Source organism: Actinomadura sp. K4S16, assembly GCF_008327685.1.
Taxonomy (GTDB): Bacteria; Actinomycetota; Actinomycetes; order Streptosporangiales; family Streptosporangiaceae; genus Spirillospora.
In genome coordinates, this window is sequence record NZ_BDDE01000010.1 from 197,128 (window position 1) to 217,262 (window position 20,135).

At 75.1% G+C, this 20,135-nt stretch carries 20 protein-coding genes; 15 read left to right on the top strand and 5 right to left on the bottom strand.

The window, feature by feature from the left end:
- Positions 1-6: 6 nt before the first annotated feature.
- Complete coding sequence (locus K4S16_RS01640; RefSeq protein ID WP_149257016.1) at positions 7-255, bottom strand: DUF1876 domain-containing protein; 249 nt, start codon at positions 253-255, stop codon at positions 7-9.
- A gap of 212 nt (positions 256-467) precedes the next feature.
- On the opposite strand from K4S16_RS01640, the gene K4S16_RS01645 reads away from it, so the two are divergent.
- Complete coding sequence (locus K4S16_RS01645; RefSeq protein WP_149257017.1) at positions 468-1,820, top strand: nicotinate phosphoribosyltransferase; 1,353 nt, start codon at positions 468-470, stop codon at positions 1,818-1,820.
- A 15-nt stretch (positions 1,821-1,835) separates the two neighbouring features.
- Here the strand turns inward: K4S16_RS01645 and K4S16_RS01650 are convergent, their stop codons facing one another.
- Positions 1,836-2,687: a universal stress protein gene (locus tag K4S16_RS01650; protein ID WP_149257018.1), complete on the bottom strand. Its 852-nt coding sequence runs from the start codon at positions 2,685-2,687 to the stop codon at positions 1,836-1,838.
- A gap of 318 nt (positions 2,688-3,005) precedes the next feature.
- Here K4S16_RS01650 and K4S16_RS01655 point away from each other — a divergent pair, with 318 nt between their 5' ends.
- The 10 genes from K4S16_RS01655 (at position 3,006) to K4S16_RS01700 (ending at position 11,004) form a co-directional block, all read left to right on the top strand.
- Complete coding sequence (locus tag K4S16_RS01655) at positions 3,006-3,569, top strand: hypothetical protein (RefSeq protein ID WP_149257019.1); 564 nt, start codon at positions 3,006-3,008, stop codon at positions 3,567-3,569.
- Position 3,570: 1 nt separating this feature from the next.
- Positions 3,571-4,194, top strand: coding sequence for a class F sortase (locus K4S16_RS01660; RefSeq protein ID WP_149257020.1), 624 nt, complete (start codon positions 3,571-3,573; stop codon positions 4,192-4,194).
- A gap of 117 nt (positions 4,195-4,311) precedes the next feature.
- Positions 4,312-4,626 carry a hypothetical protein gene (locus K4S16_RS01665; RefSeq protein ID WP_149257021.1) on the top strand — a complete coding sequence of 105 codons (315 nt, stop codon included), beginning with the start codon at positions 4,312-4,314 and terminating at the stop codon, positions 4,624-4,626.
- A 93-nt stretch (positions 4,627-4,719) separates the two neighbouring features.
- Positions 4,720-5,202, top strand: a complete 483-nt coding sequence (locus tag K4S16_RS01670; RefSeq protein ID WP_200841636.1) for a cyclic nucleotide-binding domain-containing protein — start codon at positions 4,720-4,722, stop codon at positions 5,200-5,202.
- Positions 5,199-6,062: an FAD/NAD(P)-binding protein gene (locus K4S16_RS01675; RefSeq protein ID WP_235036499.1), complete on the top strand. Its 864-nt coding sequence runs from the start codon at positions 5,199-5,201 to the stop codon at positions 6,060-6,062. Before K4S16_RS01670 ends, K4S16_RS01675 begins: the two co-directional genes overlap by 4 nt.
- 2 nt (positions 6,063-6,064) lie before the next feature.
- Entirely contained in the window at positions 6,065-6,853 is a 789-nt protein-coding gene (locus tag K4S16_RS01680) for an oxidoreductase (protein WP_149257022.1), read from the top strand.
- Positions 6,837-8,162: a Ni/Fe hydrogenase subunit alpha gene (locus K4S16_RS01685; RefSeq protein WP_149257023.1), complete on the top strand. Its 1,326-nt coding sequence runs from the start codon at positions 6,837-6,839 to the stop codon at positions 8,160-8,162. Before K4S16_RS01680 ends, K4S16_RS01685 begins: the two co-directional genes overlap by 17 nt.
- Entirely contained in the window at positions 8,159-8,647 is a 489-nt protein-coding gene (locus K4S16_RS01690) for a hydrogenase maturation protease (protein ID WP_200841637.1), read from the top strand. The genes K4S16_RS01685 and K4S16_RS01690 overlap by 4 nt, the downstream gene beginning before the upstream one ends.
- A complete protein-coding gene (locus tag K4S16_RS01695) occupies positions 8,644-9,813 on the top strand; it encodes a 4Fe-4S dicluster domain-containing protein (RefSeq protein WP_149257025.1) in 1,170 nt (389 codons plus the stop codon). Before K4S16_RS01690 ends, K4S16_RS01695 begins: the two co-directional genes overlap by 4 nt.
- A gap of 51 nt (positions 9,814-9,864) precedes the next feature.
- Positions 9,865-11,004 (top strand): site-2 protease family protein, encoded by a 1,140-nt coding sequence (locus tag K4S16_RS01700; RefSeq protein WP_149257026.1) that lies wholly within the window; start codon positions 9,865-9,867, stop codon positions 11,002-11,004.
- 110 nt (positions 11,005-11,114) lie between these two features.
- Here the strand turns inward: K4S16_RS01700 and K4S16_RS01705 are convergent, their stop codons facing one another.
- Positions 11,115-11,963 carry a universal stress protein gene (locus tag K4S16_RS01705; RefSeq protein ID WP_149257027.1) on the bottom strand — a complete coding sequence of 283 codons (849 nt, stop codon included), beginning with the start codon at positions 11,961-11,963 and terminating at the stop codon, positions 11,115-11,117.
- A 232-nt stretch (positions 11,964-12,195) separates the two neighbouring features.
- Here K4S16_RS01705 and K4S16_RS01710 point away from each other — a divergent pair, with 232 nt between their 5' ends.
- Positions 12,196-14,511 (top strand): heavy metal translocating P-type ATPase, encoded by a 2,316-nt coding sequence (locus K4S16_RS01710; protein WP_149257028.1) that lies wholly within the window; start codon positions 12,196-12,198, stop codon positions 14,509-14,511.
- Between the two features lie 138 nt (positions 14,512-14,649).
- Positions 14,650-15,231, top strand: a complete 582-nt coding sequence (locus K4S16_RS01715; protein WP_149257029.1) for a flavodoxin domain-containing protein — start codon at positions 14,650-14,652, stop codon at positions 15,229-15,231.
- On the opposite strand, the gene K4S16_RS01720 is transcribed toward K4S16_RS01715, so the two are convergent.
- Both K4S16_RS01720 and K4S16_RS01725 read right to left on the bottom strand, forming a co-directional pair.
- Positions 15,218-16,864 (bottom strand): ABC transporter permease, encoded by a 1,647-nt coding sequence (locus K4S16_RS01720; RefSeq protein ID WP_149257030.1) that lies wholly within the window; start codon positions 16,862-16,864, stop codon positions 15,218-15,220. The two genes, K4S16_RS01715 and K4S16_RS01720, sit on opposite strands and share 14 nt — an antisense overlap.
- Positions 16,861-17,745, bottom strand: coding sequence for an ABC transporter ATP-binding protein (locus tag K4S16_RS01725; RefSeq protein WP_200841638.1), 885 nt, complete (start codon positions 17,743-17,745; stop codon positions 16,861-16,863). The genes K4S16_RS01720 and K4S16_RS01725 overlap by 4 nt, the downstream gene beginning before the upstream one ends.
- Before the next feature lie 288 nt (positions 17,746-18,033).
- On the opposite strand from K4S16_RS01725, the gene K4S16_RS01730 reads away from it, so the two are divergent.
- Together K4S16_RS01730 and K4S16_RS01735 are read left to right on the top strand one after the other, a co-directional pair.
- Positions 18,034-18,450 carry an Hsp20/alpha crystallin family protein gene (locus tag K4S16_RS01730; protein WP_149257031.1) on the top strand — a complete coding sequence of 139 codons (417 nt, stop codon included), beginning with the start codon at positions 18,034-18,036 and terminating at the stop codon, positions 18,448-18,450.
- Positions 18,451-18,661: 211 nt separating this feature from the next.
- Entirely contained in the window at positions 18,662-20,119 is a 1,458-nt protein-coding gene (locus K4S16_RS01735; RefSeq protein ID WP_149257032.1) for an MFS transporter, read from the top strand.
- The last annotated feature ends 16 nt before the right edge of the window (positions 20,120-20,135 follow it).

Sequence of the window (20,135 nt, forward strand, 5' to 3'; positions counted from 1 at the left end):
CGGCGTTCACGCGGGGCCTGCGAACTGGGCGATGTCCTTGCTCGCGAGGCCCTGGAGCCGGCCGGCAAGATCGGCCAGCGCCCGGCTGACGGCGAGCTCGTCGCCGATCTCCGGAACCTCGCGGTCGACCGGGTTGCGCCGCGCCTGCCCGCGCCCGGTCGTCTTCTTGTCGCCGCTGATCAGGACCGCGTGCGCGACGGTGTCCGGGCCGTCCTCGGTGATGTAGAGCTCGACGCTCCATTCCTTGGCCTTCATGGCGAACCTCCTTCGCTCGGCCGTTCAACCTCCATCGTTGGAGCGCGGCCGGCGGCGCCCCTAGGGGCGGAAGTCCCGAATCCCGAGGTCGGCGCCCTCCGGAAAGGGACCTTCGGCCCCGCCGGGCGGGACGGACGGAGGCGGGCGTACCGGGCCGGGACGGGCAGGGTCCAACCCGTACAGCCGCGGACCGACACGCGAGGACTGATCGTATGAGCGGCGGACTGCTGACCGACCTGTACGAGGTGACGATGGCGGCGAGCTATCTGCGCCGCGGCATGACCGGACCGGCCACGTTCAGCCTCTTCGTCCGGAAGCTGCCGCCCGACCGGGGATTCCTGATCTCCGCGGGCCTGGAGGACTGCCTGTCGTTCGTCGAGGACTACGGCTTCTCCGAGGACGACCTCGGCTACCTGGCCGCCGAGCAGGGGCTGGACGACGCCTCGCTCCGGGCGTTCGAGCGCCTGCGGTTCACCGGCGACGTCCGGGCCGTGCCCGAGGGGCGTGTCGTCTACCCCGGCGAGCCCCTTCTCGAGGTCACCGCGCCGATCGCGGAGGCCCAGCTGGTGGAGACCGTGCTGCTGAACCACATCACCTTCCAGTCCACGGTCGCCACGAAGGCCGCCCGCTGCGTGCGGGCGGCCGGCGGGGCGGCGGTCATCGACTTCTCCTTCCGCCGGACGCAGGGGGTCGACGCCGCGATGGCCGTCGCGCGGGCCTCCTACCTCGCCGGCTTCGCCGGCACCAGCAACGTCGAGGGCGCCCGGCGGTACGGCATCCCCGCGACCGGCACGATGGCCCACTCCTACGTCGAGGCCTTCCCCGGCGAGGGCGAGGCGTTCGCGGCCTTCTCGGCCGACTTCCCCGAGCGCACCACGCTGCTGGTCGACACCTACGACACGCTCGGCGGGGTCGCCGCCGCGATCCGGACGGCCCGCCGGGCCGGGCTGCCGGCCCTGGCGGGGATCCGGCTCGACTCCGGCGATCTCGGCGACCTCGCGGTCAAGGCCCGCTCGATGCTGGACGAGGCCGGCATGACGGGCACGCGGATCGTGGCCAGCGGCGGGCTCGACGAGTACCGGATCGCGGACCTCGCCGCCGCCGGCGCGCCGATCGACGTGTACGGGGTGGGGACGAAGATGGGCGTGTCCGCCGACGCCCCCTACCTCGACAGCGCCTACAAGCTCGTCGCCTACGAGGACCGGCCGGTGATGAAGCTGTCCACCGGCAAGATCACCGCACCGTGCGCCAAGCAGGTCTACCGGAGTGCGGACGGGGACGTGGTCGCGCTGCGGGACGAGCCCGCCCCCGAAGGCCTGGAGCCGCTGCTCGTCCCCGTCATGGCGGCCGGACGCCGCGTCGCCGACGCCGAGCCGCTCGACCGCGCACGCGAGCGCTGCGCCGCCGACCTGGCCGCGCTGCCCGACCGGGTCAAGCGGCTCCGGGGGCCCGAGACCCGTCCCGTCCGGCTGAGCACGCGCCTCCAGGACGCCCGGGACCGGCTCTACCAGGAGCTCGCCGCCGGATACCGGGCCGCCGGGAGCGGCCCGCTCGAAGGCGGGTGACCTGGGGCCGGCGCCCTAACCGAACCGGCCGACGAGGGCGACCGGGCACTCGGCGTGATGGATCACGCCGTGGCCGACGGAGCCGAGCCGGAAGAGGCCCAGGCGGTGGGGGTGCGCGCCGAGGACGACCAGGTCCGCCGTCCGCGACACCCTGCAGAGCTCGGACACGGGGTGCCCGACGAGGACGTCGTTGACCACGTCCACCAGCGGATACCTGTCGTACAGCGGGGCGTAGGCCTCGATGACACGTGCCCGACGCTCGTCGTTGAGGCGCTCCTCGTCGATGGCGTATCCGGCCTCGGCCATGTCCACCGAGAGCTGCCACGCGTGGACCACGCGCAGCCGCGCCCCGCGGGCGGCGGCCGCGTCGAAGGCGTACCTCAGCGCGTCCCCCGGCTCCTCTGCGACGTCGTAGCCCACCACGACCTCGCCGCGGCCGTCGCCCTCCCCTCGGACGACCACCAGGGGGGCGGCGGTGTGCCCGGCCATGCGCAGGGTGGTGGAGCCGAGCAGGAGTCCGGTGAAGCCGCCGTGCCCGCGGTGCCCGAGCACCAGCTCGAACGCCTTCTCCGCCTCGTCGCGCAGCGCGTCCTGCGTAGCGTTGACGACCAGGGCGGTCGTCACCCGCAGCTCGGGACGGCGCGCCCGGACGCGGTTCTCGGCCTCCAGCAGCACCGCGTGCCCGGCGGGCGAGACGCGTTCGGCCTCGTCCGGCGGGGCGAAGCGGCGGAGCTGGTACGGCCAGATCTCCGCCACGTGGACGATGTGCAGCGGCCGGTGCCGCAGCGCGGCCTCGTCGGCCGCCCAGTCGACGGCCCGGCCCGCGGGGCCGGACCCGTCGGTCCCCACGACGATCGGTGCGGACATGGCTCCTCCGGCGATCACCCGTCTACTCCCGGCCGGTTTCCAGCCTTGGCCGGACCGGCGGGCGCGGGACAGGGACCAAGGTCCGCCGCGGCCGGGACCTTCGGCGCCCCGGCGCCCCCGAACCGACCTCCCGGTTCGCAGGCCTTGGGCTCCGAAGCGCCGGAACCCCCTCCGCGGGAGCCCTGCCGGGGTGGGCCGTTGGTCCCCGAACGATCTGACCTTCGTCCCTGAAGCCCCCAGGCCGGGCGGCCTGCACTGGTGAGGCAAGGCCCCAACGGCACCAGGCGCCCGCACTGAGCGGTGCGCAGGAGGTGGATCATGTTGCCCCTCGGTCTCGCCCTCACCCCCGTGCTCACGGCGGCGCTGGCGCTCGCTCCCTTCGAGCCGAGCCCGACGCCCACGACGAGCGAACCCACTCCCCCGGCCCCCGCGGCGACCGTCAGCGTCGTCCCGGCCTCGGTTCCCGTCGGCGGCGCCCCGGTGACCGTGGCGGCGGTCTGCGCCGACGGGACGGCCAAGGCCGTCGTCAAGTCCGACGCCTTCGCGGGAGGCGGCGCCTTCAACGGGGCGCCGAAGCTCACGCTGAAGACCTCCGCCGAGGCCAAGGCGGGCAAGTACGCCGTCAACCTGCTCTGCGACGGGACCGCGGTCAGCGCGTCGACCTCGCTCCTGATCACGCAGGCGACGACGCCCAGCCCGACCCCGACGAGCCCGGCGCCCACGAGTCCCGCCCCGAACCCGACGCCGTCCGGCCCGCCGCAGACCGGTGGCGGCTCGACCTCGGTGTCCGGTCCGTTCCTGCTCGGCGGGGTGCTGCTGATCGGCACCGGTGCCGCGGCGGGCACGTTCGCGCTGCGTCGGCGCCGCCAGGGCGGAGCGTGAGATGCGCCGGTGGGGCGGCGTGTGGCTGCCGCTCGCGGCCGCCGCCGTCGTCATCGGGGTCGTCCTGGTCGTCTTCGGGCTCGACCGGGGCGGCCCCCCGGGCGTGCCCGGAGGCGGCTCCGGCGGTTCCTCACCCAACCCGCCGGCGGCCGGCGCGATGCCGCGTTCGGCGCCCGTCCGCATCCGGATCCCCGCCATCGGCGTCGACGCGCCGGTCCTGTCCCTGGGGCTGAAGCCCGACGGCACCGTCCAGGAGCCGTCACTGAGTCAACCGGGGCTCACCAGTTGGTACAACGGCGGCGCGGCGCCGGGCGAGCGCGGCCCGGCCGCCTTCTACGGCCACGTCGACACCCGCGCGTCGGGCCCCGCGGTGTTCTACGACCTCGGCCGCCTCAGGCCGGGGGCGCAGGTCAGGGTGCTGCGCCGGGACGGCCGCACGGCGGTCTTCCGGATCGCCTCCGTCGAGCAGGTCCCGAAGTCCAGGTTCCCGACCGAGCGCGTCTACGGCCCGACGGCCGACCCCACGATCCGGCTGATGACCTGCGGCGGCGAGTTCGACCCGGTCAAGCGCAGCTACAAGGACAACATCATCGCCTACGGCGTCCTCGTCGGCTCCACGGGATGAAGCCTTCCGGGGCCGGCGGGCGCCGACCCGCGTCCTCCGGGGGCGTGGGCCGTTGGTCCCGGAATCGATGTCGGGACGGCCCTGCCCCCCGGCGCGGTGGACGGGGACGGTGAGGACATGGCTACGAAGTTCTCGACCCAGACCATCGCCGGCCGCGCGGGCCGGAGCGGGCGGCCGGGACGGGAGGCCCCCGCGCCGGCCGTGGTGCCGCGGCTCACGGACCGGGCGTGCTGCTGCCTGGCCAAGCCCGCCGTGGTGGCGGTCCTGCCGATCACCGGCCGCGACCACCGGCCCGTGGACCTGCATCTGTGCGTCCACCACTACCGGCTCTCGCGCGGGACCCTCGACGAGGCGGGGGCCGTCGTCTTCGACGGCGCGGGCCTGCCCGTCGCCGACCCCGATGCCGGGGAACTGCTGCGCACGGCGCGCTGACCCGGTCCCCCACTCCGCCCTTGTTCTCGACCGGCCCTGTTCTTGACCATCGCCGCGGTATGCGCGGCCCGCCATAAGGGCAGGTCACGGCAGGTGGAGGCAACGAACGGCGGCACGCGCGAGACGCTCGCCGAGGAGCGGTTCTTCGCCGGCATGCCGGGCAGCCACCTGGCCGCCCTGGCCGCGACGGCCACGGCGATGGACGTCCCGGCGGGGCACCGCTTCTTCGAGGAGGGCTGGGCCGCCGGGCACTTCTGGCTGCTGCGCTCCGGGACGGTGGCCCTCGATCTCCAGGTCCCCGGACGGGGCGCGGTGGTGGTGGAGACCCTGCCGCCCTCCTCCGTGCTGGGATGGTCGTGGATGTTCCCTCCGCACATCTGGAGGTTCGGCGCCGTCTCCCTGGGCCCGGTCCGGGCCCTGCGGTTCGAGGGAGCCGAGGTCCGGGAGCTGTGCGCCGCCGACCTCCGGCTCGGCTACGACCTGACCCTGCGGTTCGGCGCCGTGCTGCTGGACCGCCTCGAAGCCACCCGGGTCCGCGTCCTGGACCTGTACGCGGCCCCGGATCGGCCGGCGTGAACCCGGCCGCCGCGCACCACCCCATGGCACCCGTCCCGTACCGCGTGACGGCCCGGCGGGCGGAGACCGCCGACACGGTGACGCTCGCGCTGGAGCCCGTCGGGGAGCCGATTCCGGAGCCCGCGCCGGGCCAGTTCACGATGACGTACGCGTTCGGCATCGGCGAGGCGCCGATCTCCCTCAGCCGCATAGGGCCCGGCATGGGGGCCGCCCCGTCGCGGAGGACCGGAGCGGTGCTGGAGCTGACGGTCCGGGCCGTCGGCGCCGTCACCCGGGCCGTGTGCGGGACGCGGCCCGGCGAGGTCCTCGGTCTGCGGGGCCCCCTCGGCACCGGTTGGGGGCTGGACGGCGCCCGCGGACACGACCTCGTCGTGGCCGGGGGCGGGATCGGCCTGGCCCCGCTGCGGCCGGTGGTGCTGCGGGCCCTGGCCGAGCGGGACTCGTTCGGCCGCGTCGCGGTCCTGGTCGGCGCCCGGACCCCCGGCGACCTGCTGTTCACCGGAGAGCTGGACGCCTGGCGGGCGCGCGGCGCCCAGGTCGAGGTGACCGTCGACCGGCCGGACGCCGGCTGGACCGGCCACGTCGGTGTGATCACCGCCCTGGCGGGCGCCGCGGACGTCGACCCCGCCAGGACCGCCGCCTTCGTCTGCGGCCCGGAGATCATGATGCGCCTGACCGGGCGGGCGCTCACCGGCCTCGGGGTGCCGCCCGGGAACGTCCGGCTGTCGATGGAGCGCAACATGCGGTGCGGGGTCGGCTGGTGCGGGCACTGCCAGCTCGGCCCGCTGCTGGTCTGCCGGGACGGGCCCGTCGTGCCCTATGCGCGCGCCGAAGCGCTCATGACCGTCAGGGAGCTTTAGCCATGGGCCGACCGACGCTGGCCGTGTGGAAGTTCGCCTCCTGCGACGGCTGCCAGCTCACCCTCCTGGACTGCGAGGACGAGCTGCTCGCCCTCGCCGGCGAGATCGAGATCTCGCACTTCCTGGAGGCGTCGAGCGCCGCCGGGGAAGGGCCGTACGACGTGTCGCTGGTCGAGGGGTCGATCACGACGCCCGCGGACCTGGAGCGCATCCGGCACGTGCGGGCCGTCTCCCGGAAGCTGGTCACGATCGGCGCGTGCGCGACCGCCGGGGGTGTCCAGGCGCTGCGGAACTTCGCCGACGTCGAGGAGTTCGCCTCCGTCGTCTACGCGCGGCCCGAGTACGTCGACACGCTCGCGACGTCCACGCCCATCGCCGCGCACGTGCGCGTGGACTTCGAGCTGCGCGGATGCCCGATCGACCGCCGCCAGCTCCTGGAGGTCCTGGCGGCGCACCTCGCGGGCCGCCCGCCCGACGTCCCCGTGCACAGCGTCTGCTTCGAGTGCAAGATCCGCGGAAACGTCTGCGTCATGGTCGCCCACGGCACCTCGTGCCTGGGCCCGATCACCCAGGCGGGCTGCGGCGCGATCTGCCCGGCGTACGCGCGGGGCTGCTACGGCTGCTTCGGCCCGGCCCCCGCGTGGAGCGGGGGGCGGCCGAACACGCGCGGCCTGCTGCCGTGGCTCGACATGACCGGCGAGGAGGCGGACCGCCTGCTGTCCACCTTCAACGTCGCCGACTTCCGCGAGGAGGCCCCGCCCGGGGGACACAGCGATGACGCACCGCAGTGAGAAGGACGGCAGTAAGACGCACGGCAGGGACAGGACACTGCGCGTCGGGGCCCTCGCGCGGGTCGAGGGCCAGGGCGCGATGTACGTCCGGGTGCGGGGCACGCACGTCGAGGAGGTGCGGCTCGACATCTACGAGCCGCCGCGCTTCTTCGAGGCCTTCCTGCGGGGCCGCGCCCACACCGAGCCGCCCGACATCACCGCCCGGATCTGCGGGATCTGCCCGGTCGCCTACCAGATGAGCGCCTGCCAGGCGATCGAGGCCGCCTGCGGCGTGACCGTGGACGGCCCCCTCGGCGAGCTGCGCCGCCTGATCTACTGCGGCGAGTGGATCGAGAGCCACGCCCTGCACATCTACCTGCTGCACGCACCGGACTTCCTCGGCTGTCCCGGCGCGGTGGAGCTGGCCCGCGACCACCGCGCCGCCGTCGAGCGGGGGCTGCGGCTGAAGAAGGCCGGGAACGCGCTCATGGAGTTCCTCGGGGGCCGCGCGATCCACCCGGTGAACGTCCGGGTCGGCGGGTTCCACCGGACCCCGGCGCCCGCCGAGCTGGCCCCGCTCGCCGAGACCCTGCGGGTGGCGCGCGACGACGCCCTGGCCACCGTGGAATGGGCGGCGGGCTTCGAGTTCCCCGACTTCGCCCACGGCCACGAGTTCCTCGCGCTGTCCGCCGACCGCTACCCCCTTGAGGGCGGCATCGTCCGCCGCGGCGCGGGGCCCGCGTTCCCCGTCGCCGAGTTCGAGCGGAACGTCGTCGAGGAGCAGGTCCCGCACTCGACCGCGCTGCACGCCCGGTTCACCGGCGGCGGCCGCTACCTGACCGGTCCCCTGGCCCGCTACTCCCTCAACCGCGACCTGCTGTCCCCGCTCGCGCTGGAGGCCGCCGACCGGGCCGGGCTCGGCCCGGAGTGCCGGAATCCGTTCCGCAGCATCCTCGTCCGGGCCGTCGAGGTCGTCTACGCGGCGGACGAGGCGCTGCGGATCATCGACGCCTATGAGCCGCCGCCGCGTCCGGCCGTGCCGGTGCCGCCGCGGGAGGGGACCGGCCACGGCGCCACCGAGGCCCCGCGCGGCCTGCTCTACCACCGCTACGACCTCGGTCCGGACGGCCTCGTCCGGGCGGCCAGGATCATCCCGCCGACGTCGCAGAACCAGGCGGCCATCGAGGACGACCTGCGCCGCTTCGTCGCGGCCCGCCTCCACCTCGACGACGAGGCCCTGACCCGGAGCTGCGAGCAGGCGATCCGCAACCACGACCCCTGCATCTCCTGCGCCACCCACTTCCTCGACCTGACCGTGGAGCGGTCGTGATCACCGTGATCGGGGTGGGCAACGACCTCCGCCGCGACGACGGCGCCGGACCCGCCGTCGTCGCGGCCCTCCGCGGCCGTACGGAGGCGAGGCTCGCGGTCACCGACGGCGAGCCCGCGCGGCTCATCGACCTGTGGGCGGGAGCCGACCTCGCGATCGTCGTGGACGCCGTGCGGGCCGATCCGCCCGAGCCCGGCAGGGTCCACGAGCTGGACGCCGGTGCCGCCGCCCTCACGGCGCGGCCGGTCACCGACCACGCCCTCGGCCTCGGCGACGCCGTCGCGCTCGGGTCGGCGATGGGCCGGATGCCCGCCCGGCTCCGGGTCCTCGCGATCGAGGGGGCCGACTTCGGACTCGGCCGCGGGCTCACGCCGCGGGTCGCCGCCGCGGCCGGCGCGGTCGCCGACCGCCTGGCCGCCGCGCTCGCGTCCCGGCGCGGGACCGCGTTCCCCGCGGCCGACCACGCAGGAAGGAGAAGCGGATGACCGCACCAGCGCTCGAACTGACGAGTCTGCGCCCGCTGTGCGAGGCGCTGCGCCGGGCCGGCTACACCGTCATCGGGCCGACCGTGCGCAACGACGCGATCGTCCTGGAGGAACTCGACTCGGCCGATCGCCTGCCGTACGGCTGGGGCGTCACGCTCCAAGCCGGCGCCTACCGGCTGCGCCGGCGGGAGGACGGCGCGGCGTTCGCGCACGCGGCGGGGCCGCAGTCCTGGAAGCCGTTCCTGCACCGGTCGAGGGTCAAGCTCTGGGAGGCGGACCGGACGGAGGACGGGTTCCAGGTCAGGGACGGGAGACCCGAACCGGCCCGGCTGGCACTGCTCGGCGTCCGGCCCTGCGACCTGCGCGCGATCGCGATCCAGGACCGCGTGCTCCTGGGCGGCCGCCACGTCGACCCTTCCTACGAGGCACGGCGGCATGACAACTTCATCATCGCCGTCAACTGCACCGAGCCCGGCGGGACCTGCTTCTGCACCTCCATGGGCACCGGCCCGCAGGCGGGCCCCGGCTACGATCTCGCGCTGACCGAACTGGCCGGCGACGGCGGCCTCCGCTACGTGGTCGACGTCGCCACCGAGGCGGGTGCCGCCCTCATGGACGACGTGGAATCGGCGCCCGCCGAGCCCGCCGACGTCGACCGGGCGCGCGCGGAGGTGGCGGCGGCGGCCGGCCGGATGGGCCGGGAGATGCCCGCCCTGGGACTGCGCGAGCTCATGGCCGGGACCCTGGACGCCGACCGCTGGGACGAGGTGTCCGAGCGCTGCCTGAGCTGCGGCAACTGCACGATGGTGTGCCCGACCTGCTTCTGCACGAGGGTCAGCGACACCACCGACCTGACCGGTGACCACGCCGAACGGTGGCAGCTCTGGGACTCCTGCTTCGATCCGGACTTCACCCATCTGCACGGGGGCGACGTCCGGGCGTCGCCCAGGAGCCGCTACCGCCAGTGGCTCACCCACAAGCTCGGCACCTGGCACGACCAGTTCGGCTCCTCCGGCTGCGTGGGCTGCGGCCGGTGCATCGTCTGGTGCCCGGTCGGCATCGATCTGACCGTCGAGGTCGCGGCGCTGCGCACCGAGGCCGCCGGGGAGGGCCCGGGCCGGCCCGAGGGGTCGAAAGGCCCACCGGGAGGGGAAATTCGCCCCTGACCGCCGGGCGGAACGCGGCGCGAGCCTGAAGGCATCGGTAGGAGGCTCGTGATGAAGCAGACGTTCAGGTTCGGCACCTTCCGGGGGATCCCGGTCGGAATGCACTGGTCCGTTCTGGTGATCATGCTGTTGATCACCGAGATCCTCGGCCGCTCGGTACTGCCCGCCGCCGACCCGGCCGCGTCACCCGGCGTGCGCTGGACGGCGGCCGTCCTGGCCGCGGTGCTGTTCATGGGATCGCTGGCCGCGCACGAGGTCGCGCACGCGATCGTCGCCCGTCGGCACGGTGTGGGAGTCGGCTCGATCACGCTGTGGGCGCTGGGCGGCCTGGCGGAGCTGGACGGCGAGCCGGCCACCGCCCGCGCCGACCTGCAGATCGCCGGGGTCGGCCCGCTGACCAGCGCGGTCGCCGGCGCGGTGTTCGCCGGGCTCTGGCAGGCCGGGGAGGCGCTCGGCGCCCCCGTGATCGTCTCGGCCTCGCTGAGCTGGCTGGCCGTGACCAACGTCCTCATCGCGGTGTTCAACCTGCTTCCGGGGGCGCCGCTGGACGGCGGGCGCATCCTGCGCGCGCTGCTGTGGGGCAGGAGCGGGGACAAGCCGCGCGCGACGCGCACCGCCCAGCACGCCGGGCTGGCGCTCGGCCGCGTCATGATCGGCGCCGGTCTGCTGATGCTGCTGCTGTGGAGCTGGTGGAACGGGCTGTGGCTGGCCCTGATCGGATGGTTCATCTCCAGTTCGGCGCGGGCGGAGGAGCGCTGGACGGACCTCCGCGAGGCCGCGAGGGACCTCCGGGTCGCCGACATCATGACCCGCGACCCCGACAACGGCTGGACCTGGCAGGCCGCGGCCCCGTTCATCCGGGACGTGGCGGTGCCGTCCCGCCAGTCGGTGTTCCCGGTCGTGAGCGTGTCCGGCGAGCCCGTCGGCGCCGTCACTTCGGACCGGCTGACCCGCGTCCCGGCCTGGGACACCGGCGCCACGCTCGGCGATCTCAGCGTCCCGCTCGGCTCCGACCGGGTCGTCGACCCCGAGAGGCCCGTGGACGTCCTCCTCCAGATGGCCCCCGTCGTCGGCGACCTCGTCGCGGCCGTCGCCGCCGACCACCACCTGGTCGGGATGGTCACGACCGAGGACCTCCAGCGGATGATGCGCCAGACCCGGCTCCGGCGCGGCAGCCCCGCCGCCGCCTGACCCCCGCCCCAGCGCGGACCCGCGGTTCTCCACCCGGACGACATGGAGAACATCTGCTGGACACGGAACATCGGCAGCGGCCCCGGGCCGCTGCCGATGTTCCGTCCGGATCAGCCGGCGGGGATGACGGCGACGGGGCACTGCGCGTGATGGATGACCCCGTGGGAGGTCGACCCGAGCCGGGGAGAGGTCCAGCTCCGGTCATGGGCGCCGACCACGACCAGGCGGGCGTTCCGCGACGCGTTGGCCAGCGCGGTCACCGGGTGCTCCAGGACGACCTCGTCGGCGACGTCGACCCCGGAATGCCTGCTCCGCACGGGCTCGCAGACCGCGGTGACCTCCTTGCGCAGGTCCTGCTCGATCTGCTCCGCGTCGACGGCGTAGCCGGCCTCGATCAGCGTCGCGAACGTCTGCCACGCGTGGACGACGCGGAGCCGGGCGCCGTGGAGCGCGGCGGCCTCGAAGGCGTACTCGAGCACCGGGCCCGCCTCCTGGGCCAGGTCGATCCCCACGACGACCTCGCCGGTGTCGGAGGCGTCGCCGCGGACGATCACCACCGGCACCGCGGAGTGGCCGGCCAGGCGCAGGCTCGTGGACCCGAGCATCAGGCTGGCGAACCCGCCCCGGCCGCGGCTGGCCACCACCAGCTCGAACGCCTTCTCGGACTGCGCCCGCAGGGCCTGCCACGCCTCCTCGGCGACCAGTTCGGTCGTCGTCTCGAGGTCCGGCCACCGCTCCTTGACGCGCTCGCGCGCCGCCGCCAGGACCATGCGCCCCGCGCGGGTCATGCGCTCGGCGGTCTCGGGCGGCGCGAACAGCGGCGCCTTGTAGGGCCAGCTCTCCACGGCGTGGACGATGTGCAGGGGGCGCTCGCGCAAGGCGGCTTCGGCGGCGGCCCAGTCGAGGGCGCTCGCCGCCTCGTCGGAACCATCGGTGCCGACGACGATCGGCTCGGACATCGCGTCTCCTCACATGCGTTGGCGGCGATCGCCTCCTCCGAGGCGATCCGGCGCGCACAGCGGCACGGCCGCTCCTTTCCACGCTCCCTCGCCCTCCGGCGCGCCCCCTAGGGACGAAGGTCCCCATGTCAGGCACCCCCTCGTCCCACCGGCCGCGAGCCGACCGCCCCTGGGGGCCCCGGGCACGGCCTGGGAGCGTGGACGAAAAGGACTCACACAGGCGGCGAGGTGGATGGCGGTCAAGACCGCGTTCGGTCGGAACGCTCACGAACTGCTCTTCGTCCTGACGGCCGGCGGGCTGGCGGCGGGCGCCGCGGTCCGCTGGACGGTCGGCGCCGGCGCGGGAGACCTGATCTGGCTGGTGACGACGGTGGTCGCGCTCATCCCCGCCGTGTGGTGGGTCGTGGACGGGTTGCGGCACCGCAGGTTCGGCAGCGACGTGATCGCCGTCCTCGCGCTGGGCGGGACGATCGCCGTGGGCGAGCCCCTCGCCGGCGCCGTGATCGCCGTGATGCTCACCGGGGGGCGGCTGCTGGAGGAGCGCGCCGGGCGGCGGGCCCGCCGCGACCTCAGCGCGCTGCTCGCGCTCGCGCCCCGGGTGGCGCACCGCCGCAGCGAGAGCGGCCTGGTGACCGTCGACGTGTCCGAGGTGCGGCCGGGCGAGCTGCTGCTGGTCCGCTCCGGGGAGACCGTGCCCGTGGACGGACTGGTGGAGAACGGGACGGCGGTGCTGGACGAGTCCACGCTCACCGGGGAGTCCCTGCCGGTGGAGCGTCCCGCCGGGGACGTGGTGCGCGGCGGCACGGTCAACTCCGGAGGCCCCTTCGACCTGCGCGCCACCAACGACGCCCGGTCCAGCACCTACGCCGGGATCGTCCGGCTGGCCGAGGAGGCCGCGGCCGAGAACGCGCCGTTCATCCGGATGGCCGACCGTTACTCGGCCGTGTTCATCCCGGTCACCCTGGTGCTGGCCGGAGCGGCGTGGATCGCCGCCGCGGACCCGGTCCGGGCGGTCGCGGTGCTGGTCGTCGCCACGCCCTGCCCCCTGATCCTCGCGGCGCCCATCGCGTTCGTCTCCGGCCTGTCCCGGTGCGCCCGGCGGGGCGTCGTGGTGAAGGGCGGCGGCACGCTGGAGCGGCTCGCGGGCGCACGGGTCCTGCTGTTCGACAAGACCGGCACGGTCACCACCGGGCGGCCCGCGCTCTCCGAGATCATCCCCGCCGATCCGGCCGGCCGCGAGGATCCGCTGTTCCTCGCGGCGTCGCTGGACCAGGTGTCCCCGCACGTGCTGGCCTCGGCGATCGTCCGCGGCGCCCGCGAGCGCGGGATGCGCCTCGCCGAGCCGTCCGACGTCGAGGAGCGCGCGGGCCGCGGCGTCCGGGGCACCGTCGAGGGGCGCCGGGTGAGCGTCGGCAAGGCGAGCTGGGCCGGCCGCGCCGACGCCGCGTGGCTGGACCGGGTCCGCGGCCGCGCCGCCGCCCGCGGCGCGATCACCGTGTTCGTCGGGGTGGACGGGCGGCTCGCGGCCGTCCTGCTGCTGCGCGACCGCATGCGCCCGGACGCGCCGCGGACGTTCCGGCTGCTCCGCCGGACGGGCATCGGCCGCGCGGTGATGGTGACCGGCGACCGCGCGGACGTCGCCGGGCCGATCGCCGAACTGGTGGGGGCCGACACCGTGCACGCCGGGCTCTCGCCGGCCGGGAAGGTCGAGGTCGCCCGGGACGAGAGCGCCCGCGCGCCCACCGTGATGGTCGGCGACGGGGTCAACGACGCGCCCGCGCTGGCGGCCGCGGGCGTCGGCGTCGCGCTCGGCGCCCGGGGCGCGACGGCCTCGTCCGAGGCGGCCGACGTGGTGATCACCGTGGACCGGCTGGAGCGGGTGGCCGAGACCCTCGCGATCGCGCGGCGCACCCGGTCGGTCGCGCGCCAGAGCGTCCTCGCCGGGATGGGGCTGTCGCTGGCCGCGATGATCGTCGCGGCGCTCGGGTTCCTGACCCCGGCGGCCGGGGCGCTGCTCCAGGAGGGCATCGACGTGGCGGCGATCCTGTCCGCGCTGCGCGTGCTCGGCCCGGGGCGCGACCGGGCGCCGCGCCTTCGCGGGGACGAGGCCGACCTCGTCCGGCGGCTGGACGAGGAGCACCAGGCGCTGTGGCCGCGGATCGAGCGGCTCCCCGCGCTGGCGGACGCCGCCGCGGGCCCCGCCGGGCGGGAGCGGGACACCGCCGCGGAGGCGCTGTCGGGCTTCCTGTCGGACCTCGCGGCCCACGAGCGCAAGGACGAGCGGCTGCTCTATCCGGCGGTCGCGCGCGTCCTCGGCGGCTCCGACCCCACGGGGGCGATGAGCCGCGGGCACACCGAGATCGCCGAGCTGGCCCGGCGGGTCGGCGCGCTGCTGGAGGAGCTCCGCGCCGCGCCGGCGTCCCCGGAGCCCGCCGGCGACCTGAGGCGGACCGTCCAGGAGCTCTACGCCGTCCTCCGGCTGCACTTCGCCCAGGAGGAGGAGAACTACTTCGTGCTCGCCGACGTCCACGGCCCCGCCGAACCCTGACGAGCCGGGGAGCGTGTCCGGCGCCTGCCGGAGGGACTTCCGGCCCCCGCCTGAACGGCCGGTCGCGGGACGTTCGGCCCTGGGGACGAGCGCGGGCAGAGCCGAAGCTGAGGGTGAGACACCGCCGGAGGTGAAGAAATGACCATATTGGTGGGCTACGCCACCGCGCACGGCTCCACACGGAGCATCGCCGAACGGATCGGCACGCTGCTGGCCGAGCGCGGTTTCCAGGTGGACGTCCGCTCCATGGCCGAGGTGGAGGACGCCGGCGCCTACGAGGCGTTCGTGCTGGGCAGCGCGATCCACGACCGCGCCTGGCTGCCCGAGGCCGTCGACTTCCTCGAACGCGAACGCGACACCCTGGCCGGCCGGCCGGTGTGGCTCTTCAGCGTCGGGATGCCGGCGGCGCTGCGCGGCCCGTGGCGCAACTTCGGGGCCAAGGAGAAGGGCCTCGTGCAGGACGAGCTCCAGGAACTGGTCACCGCCCGCGACCACCGCCTGTTCTCGGGGGTCTTCCGCCGCGAGCACACGTCCCTGGTCGGGCACCTGCTCTTCAGGGCGATGGGAAGCCGGTACGGCGACTACCGCGACTGGGCGCGGATCGACGCGTGGGCCTCGACGATCGAGCCGCGGCCGGGGCTCCGCGAGCGCAGCCGTCCGGGCACGCGGCCCGTACGGCCCGCCGGTGACCGGCCCCAGCGGCCGATCACTCGCCGGTGAGGTCCCGCCGTTCGAACAGCAGGTGGCCCGCCCCCGCGAGCACCACCGCCAGGGCGGTCATGACGGCGGCGGCGACGGGCTGGAAGGGTTCCGCCGGGACCTGCGCGAGGTGGTGGAACGGGGAGGCGTCCAGGACGGCGTCCGGCCAGCCCAGGGCGGGCCCGATCGTCTCGATCAGATAGGCGGCGACGACCGCCGCGGCCGAGCCGGGGACGGTGAGCCGGGGCCGGGCGCCGAAGAGCAGCACCGCGAGGCCCGTGGCCAGGGCCACCACCGGGAGCGGGTTGAGGACGGCGGCCAAGGTGTCGGTCATTCCCACGTCGGCGCCCGTGGCGGCGGCGCCGGCCCACATCGCGGCCGAGGCGGCCAGCGCGAGCAGCAGCGACGACGCCAGGGCCAGCAGGACGTGCCCGCCCAGCCAGCGGCGCCGCGTGACGGGCCGGACGAGGACGTGGTCGAGCCGCCCCGCGGCTTCCTCGGCGCGGGCCGCGCCGATCCGCCAGCACGCGTACAGGGCGATCAGCAGGCCGATCAGGACGCCCATGGCGCCGACGAAGCCGTCGGCGACGTCGCCGGCGTCCCAGCCGATCCGCTCCAGGACGCGCTGGTAGTTCGGGTCGTCGGCGACGAAGTCGAGCACGGTCGCGATGAGGGCGCCGGCGACGAACGCGTACGCGGCGATGCCGAGCAGCCAGCCGGCCAGCATTCCCCGGGTGCTGCGCCAGGCGAACGCCGCGGGGCTTCCGAGCAGCCCGAGCCGCGTCCGGGCGTGGTCCGGCTCGCTGAGCAGCGCGCCCCCGGTGTCGCGGCGGGTCCGCAGCGCGACCGCGACGCCGCCGAGGACGACCGGTGCCGTGAGCGTGACGGCGAGCGCCGCCCAGTTCGGATCGCGGTAGGGGTGCAGCTCGTCCAGCCAGCCGAAGGGGGTGAGCCAGCGCAGCCCGCCGCGGGAGTCGGCGCTGTTCGCGGCCATCCGGAGCAGGAAGAGGGCGCCGAAGGCGGCGGCGGACACGCCGGTCACCCGGCGCCGCGCCGGGAAGAGCTGGGCGGCCACGGCCGCGACCGCCGCGAACGTCGCGGCGAATCCGGCCAGCCCGAGCCCGAACAGCAGCGAGCCGGCCACGCCGGTCCCCAGCACCGCCAGCGGGACGGCCGCCGCCGCGCCCGCGACCACCGCGGCGCCCGCGAGGACGCCGAGCTGTACCGCCGCGGCCCGCGCCGGGCGGATCGGCGCGGCGAGGACCAGCTCGGCGCGCCCCGACTCCTCCTCGCCCCGCAGCAGGCGGCCCGCCACGAGCAGCGCCCAGATGCCGACCACCGCGGCCAGCACCCAGCCCGCGTCCCAGACGACGAAGCCGCCGGTCGTGTCGACGGCGTGCGGGACGCCCTGGAGCATCCGCATCGCGGGGTCGTCCGACAGCGCCGCGAGCCGCTGCCGCGAGGCCCTGTCGGGATACGTCTGCTCGTAGGTGAGGACCTCGACCACGACGTAGAAGGCGACCGCCGCCGCCAGCCAGCCGAGCCCGCGCCGGACCAGGCGCAGGGTCAGCCGGGCGGCGGGGGCGTCCGCCGGGCGGTGTCGCTCCGCGCGCGGACGGGTCACGGCGCGCTGGACCGGGGCGGCCCTGGTCATCTCTCCCCCTCGTAGTAGCTCAGGAAGATCTCCTCCAGCGTCGGCTCGTGGCTGCGGAGCCGGACCAGCGGGCAGGCGCTCAGCCGGGACAGCGCGGCGGACGGGGACCCGGTGACGGACACGCGGACGCCTCCGTCGATGGGCTCCACCCCGGTCACGCCGGGCACCCCGGACAGGTCGGGCACCGGGCCGTCCACGACCGCCTCCAGTACCGTGCCGCCCAGCCCGCGCAGGTCCTCCAGCGCGGCGACCTCGATCAGCCGCCCGTCGCGGAGGATGGCCACGCGGTGGCACACGTCCTGGGCCTCGTCGAGGATGTGGGAGGACAGGAAGACCGTCTGCCCCCGGCCTGCGGCCTCCCTGGCCAGCGCCTGGAACTCGGCCTCCATCAGCGGGTCGAGACCGGCCGTCGGCTCGTCCAGGAGCAGCACGTCCGGCCGGGTCATCAGCGCCGCGATCAGCGCGAGCTTCTGGCGGTTCCCCTTGGAGTAGGAGCGGGCCCGCTTCCCCGGATCGAACCGCAGCCGTTCGACGAGCTCGTCCCGGAACGGCACGTCGACGCGTCCGGACAGGCGGCCCAGATAGGTGAGCGTCTCCAGTCCGGTCAACTGCGGCCAGAGCGCGACGTCGCCCGCCACGTAGCCCACGTGGCGGTGGGCCCGCTCGACGTCCCCGGCGGGCACGTCCATGATCCACGCCTGGCCGGCCGTCGGCCGGACGAGCCCGAGCAGCATCCGGATCGTCGTCGACTTCCCCGCGCCGTTCGGCCCCAGGAAGCCGAAGATCTCTCCGCGGCCGACCTCGAGCCGCAGCCCGTCCACCGCGACCACCCGCCCGAAGTGCTTCGTCAGGCCCTCGGTCCGTATCGCCCACGCGTCCACCGCGCACCTCCTCGCCCCCCATGCCCGACGGTAGGCGGATGATCAGCGGTCGGCAGCGGCCGAAGGTCCCGAAGGCGGCGCCGATGGCCCCGACCGCGGAGCGCGGAAGCGCACCGCCCGCGCGCGGTTCCGGGGCGGGCGGGACGGACCTTCGTCCCGGGCCGAGGGGACCCAAGTCCGTAGGGGCCCGGTGCCGGCGGAGCGAGCATGAAGTCGGGCACCCCGGCGGCGGGGACGCGGCAAGGACGCTCCCCGGGCGGCGGATGTCCGCGAGCCGAGGGAGGCATCATGAGCGAGATGGAGCGGCGCGAGACGCGTGGGATCTTCCCGGACCTGTTCGACTGGATCGAGTCCCCGCTGGCCATGTTCCGGAGCGGCGGCGGCCAGGCCATGCGGGTCGAGGACTACATGGACGACGGCGTCCAGGTGATCCGTGCCGAGCTGCCCGGCATCGACCCCGACAAGGACGTCGACATCACCGTCGCCGGCGGCGTGCTGCGGATCCACGCCGAACGCCAGGAGGAGAAGAAGGAGGCGCACCGGTCGGAGTTCCACTACGGCTCCTTCACCCGGTCCTTCACCCTCCCGGCCGACACCAGGGTCGAGGACATCAAGGCGTCCTACGACAAGGGCATCCTCACCGTCCGCGTGCCGGTGTCCGAGGCCGTCAAGGCCGAGGCCAAGCGGATCCCCGTCGAGAGGTAGCACCGGAGCAGAGCCGAGGGCCTCGGATCGAGCACTCGATCCGAGGCCCTCGGCTTTCCGGTCGGCGCCCCTCCACCTTCTACCCCTACCCCGTATACGTGCCTCAGATCACCCTTCGAGCACCTCGATGAGCCCTTGCTCTTCCCGATATACCCCCGTAGGGTAAGCCGCACTTTGCAGAGATACCCCCTAGGGGTACATAGGAGGGGACATGTCCACTCGTTCCGCACCCGCCGCCGGCCGCCGCTGGTGGGCGCTGGCGCTCATCGCGGCCGCCCAGTTCATGGTGATCATGGACACCTCGATCATCGGGGTGGCGCTGCCCCGCATCCAGGACGACCTGGCCTTCTCCCAGGAGGACCTGTCCTGGGTCTTCAACGCCTGCGTCGTCGCCTTCGGCGGACTGCTCCTTCTCGGCGGCCGGCTGGCGGACCTGTTCGGCGCCCGTCGGCTGTTCTCGGCCGGGTGGGTGGTCCTGCTCGCCGGGTCGGCCGTGGCCGGCGCCGCCGGCACCGTCGCCGTCGAGCTGACCGGCCGCGCCCTGCAGGGCGTCGGCGCCGCGCTCATCGCGCCCGCCGCGCTCACCCTGCTGATGATGCTGTTCGGCTCCGAACCGCGCGAGCTGACCAAGGCGCTGTCCCTCTACGGCGCGGCGGCCCCCGCCGGAGGCACCGCGGGGGTCTTCCTCGGCGGCGTCATCACCGAGTACGCGTCCTGGCCGTGGGTCTTCTACATCAACATCCCGATCGCCGTCCTGGCGCTGGCGGCCGCGCCGGCGCTGATGCCGGGCGGCGGCGGGAGCGCCCGGGGATCGGTGGACGTGGTCGGCGCGCTCACCGTCACCGCCGGGCTCGGCGCCGTCGTCTTCGCCGTCGTGCGCGCCCCCGAGGTCGGCTGGGGCGCGGCCGCGACCTGGGCGGTGCTGGCCGGCGGGCTGGTCCTGCTCGGCGTGTTCCTGGCCGTCCAGGCGTCCCGCCGCAGCCCGCTGATGCCGCTGTCGATCTTCCGCGCGCCGAACCTGGGCGCCGCCAACCTCGCCCAGTTCCTGCTCGGCGGCGCGTGGATCCCGATGTGGTTCTTCCTGAACCTCTACCTGCAGCGGGTCCTCGGCTACAGCGCGTTCCCCTCCGGCGCCGCGCTGGTCCCGATGACCGCACTGATCATGCTCGGGATGATCGTCCTGGCGCCGCGGGCCATCGGCCGCCTCGGTCCGAAGGCAACCACCGTCACCGGGCTGGTCGTGCTGGCCGCCGGGATGGGCTGGCTGGCGCTGATCCGCCCGGACGGGAACTACTGGGTGGACGTCCTGCCCGCGTCGCTGGTCGCCGCGCTGGGCATGTCGCTGGCCTTCATCCCCTCCCTGGGCATCGCGATCTCGGCGGCCCGCCCGGAGGAGGGCGGCCTGGCGTCCGGCATCGTCAACACCGGCTACCAGGTCGGTTCGGCGCTGGGCCTGGCCGCGATGACCGCCATCGCCGCATCCTTCGGCGCCGGCCGGCTCGGCGACCTGCCCGCGCTCACCGACGGCTTCTCCGCCGCGTTCACCGGGGCGGCGCTGGTCGCGCTGGCCGGCGCGGCACTGGCCGCCGTCACCCTGCGGGCCCCGCGCCCCGAGCCCGCGCCCGCGCCCGCACCGCGGACGGAGCACGAGAACGCCCCGGGGCACTGACCGGAAGGCTCCGGGA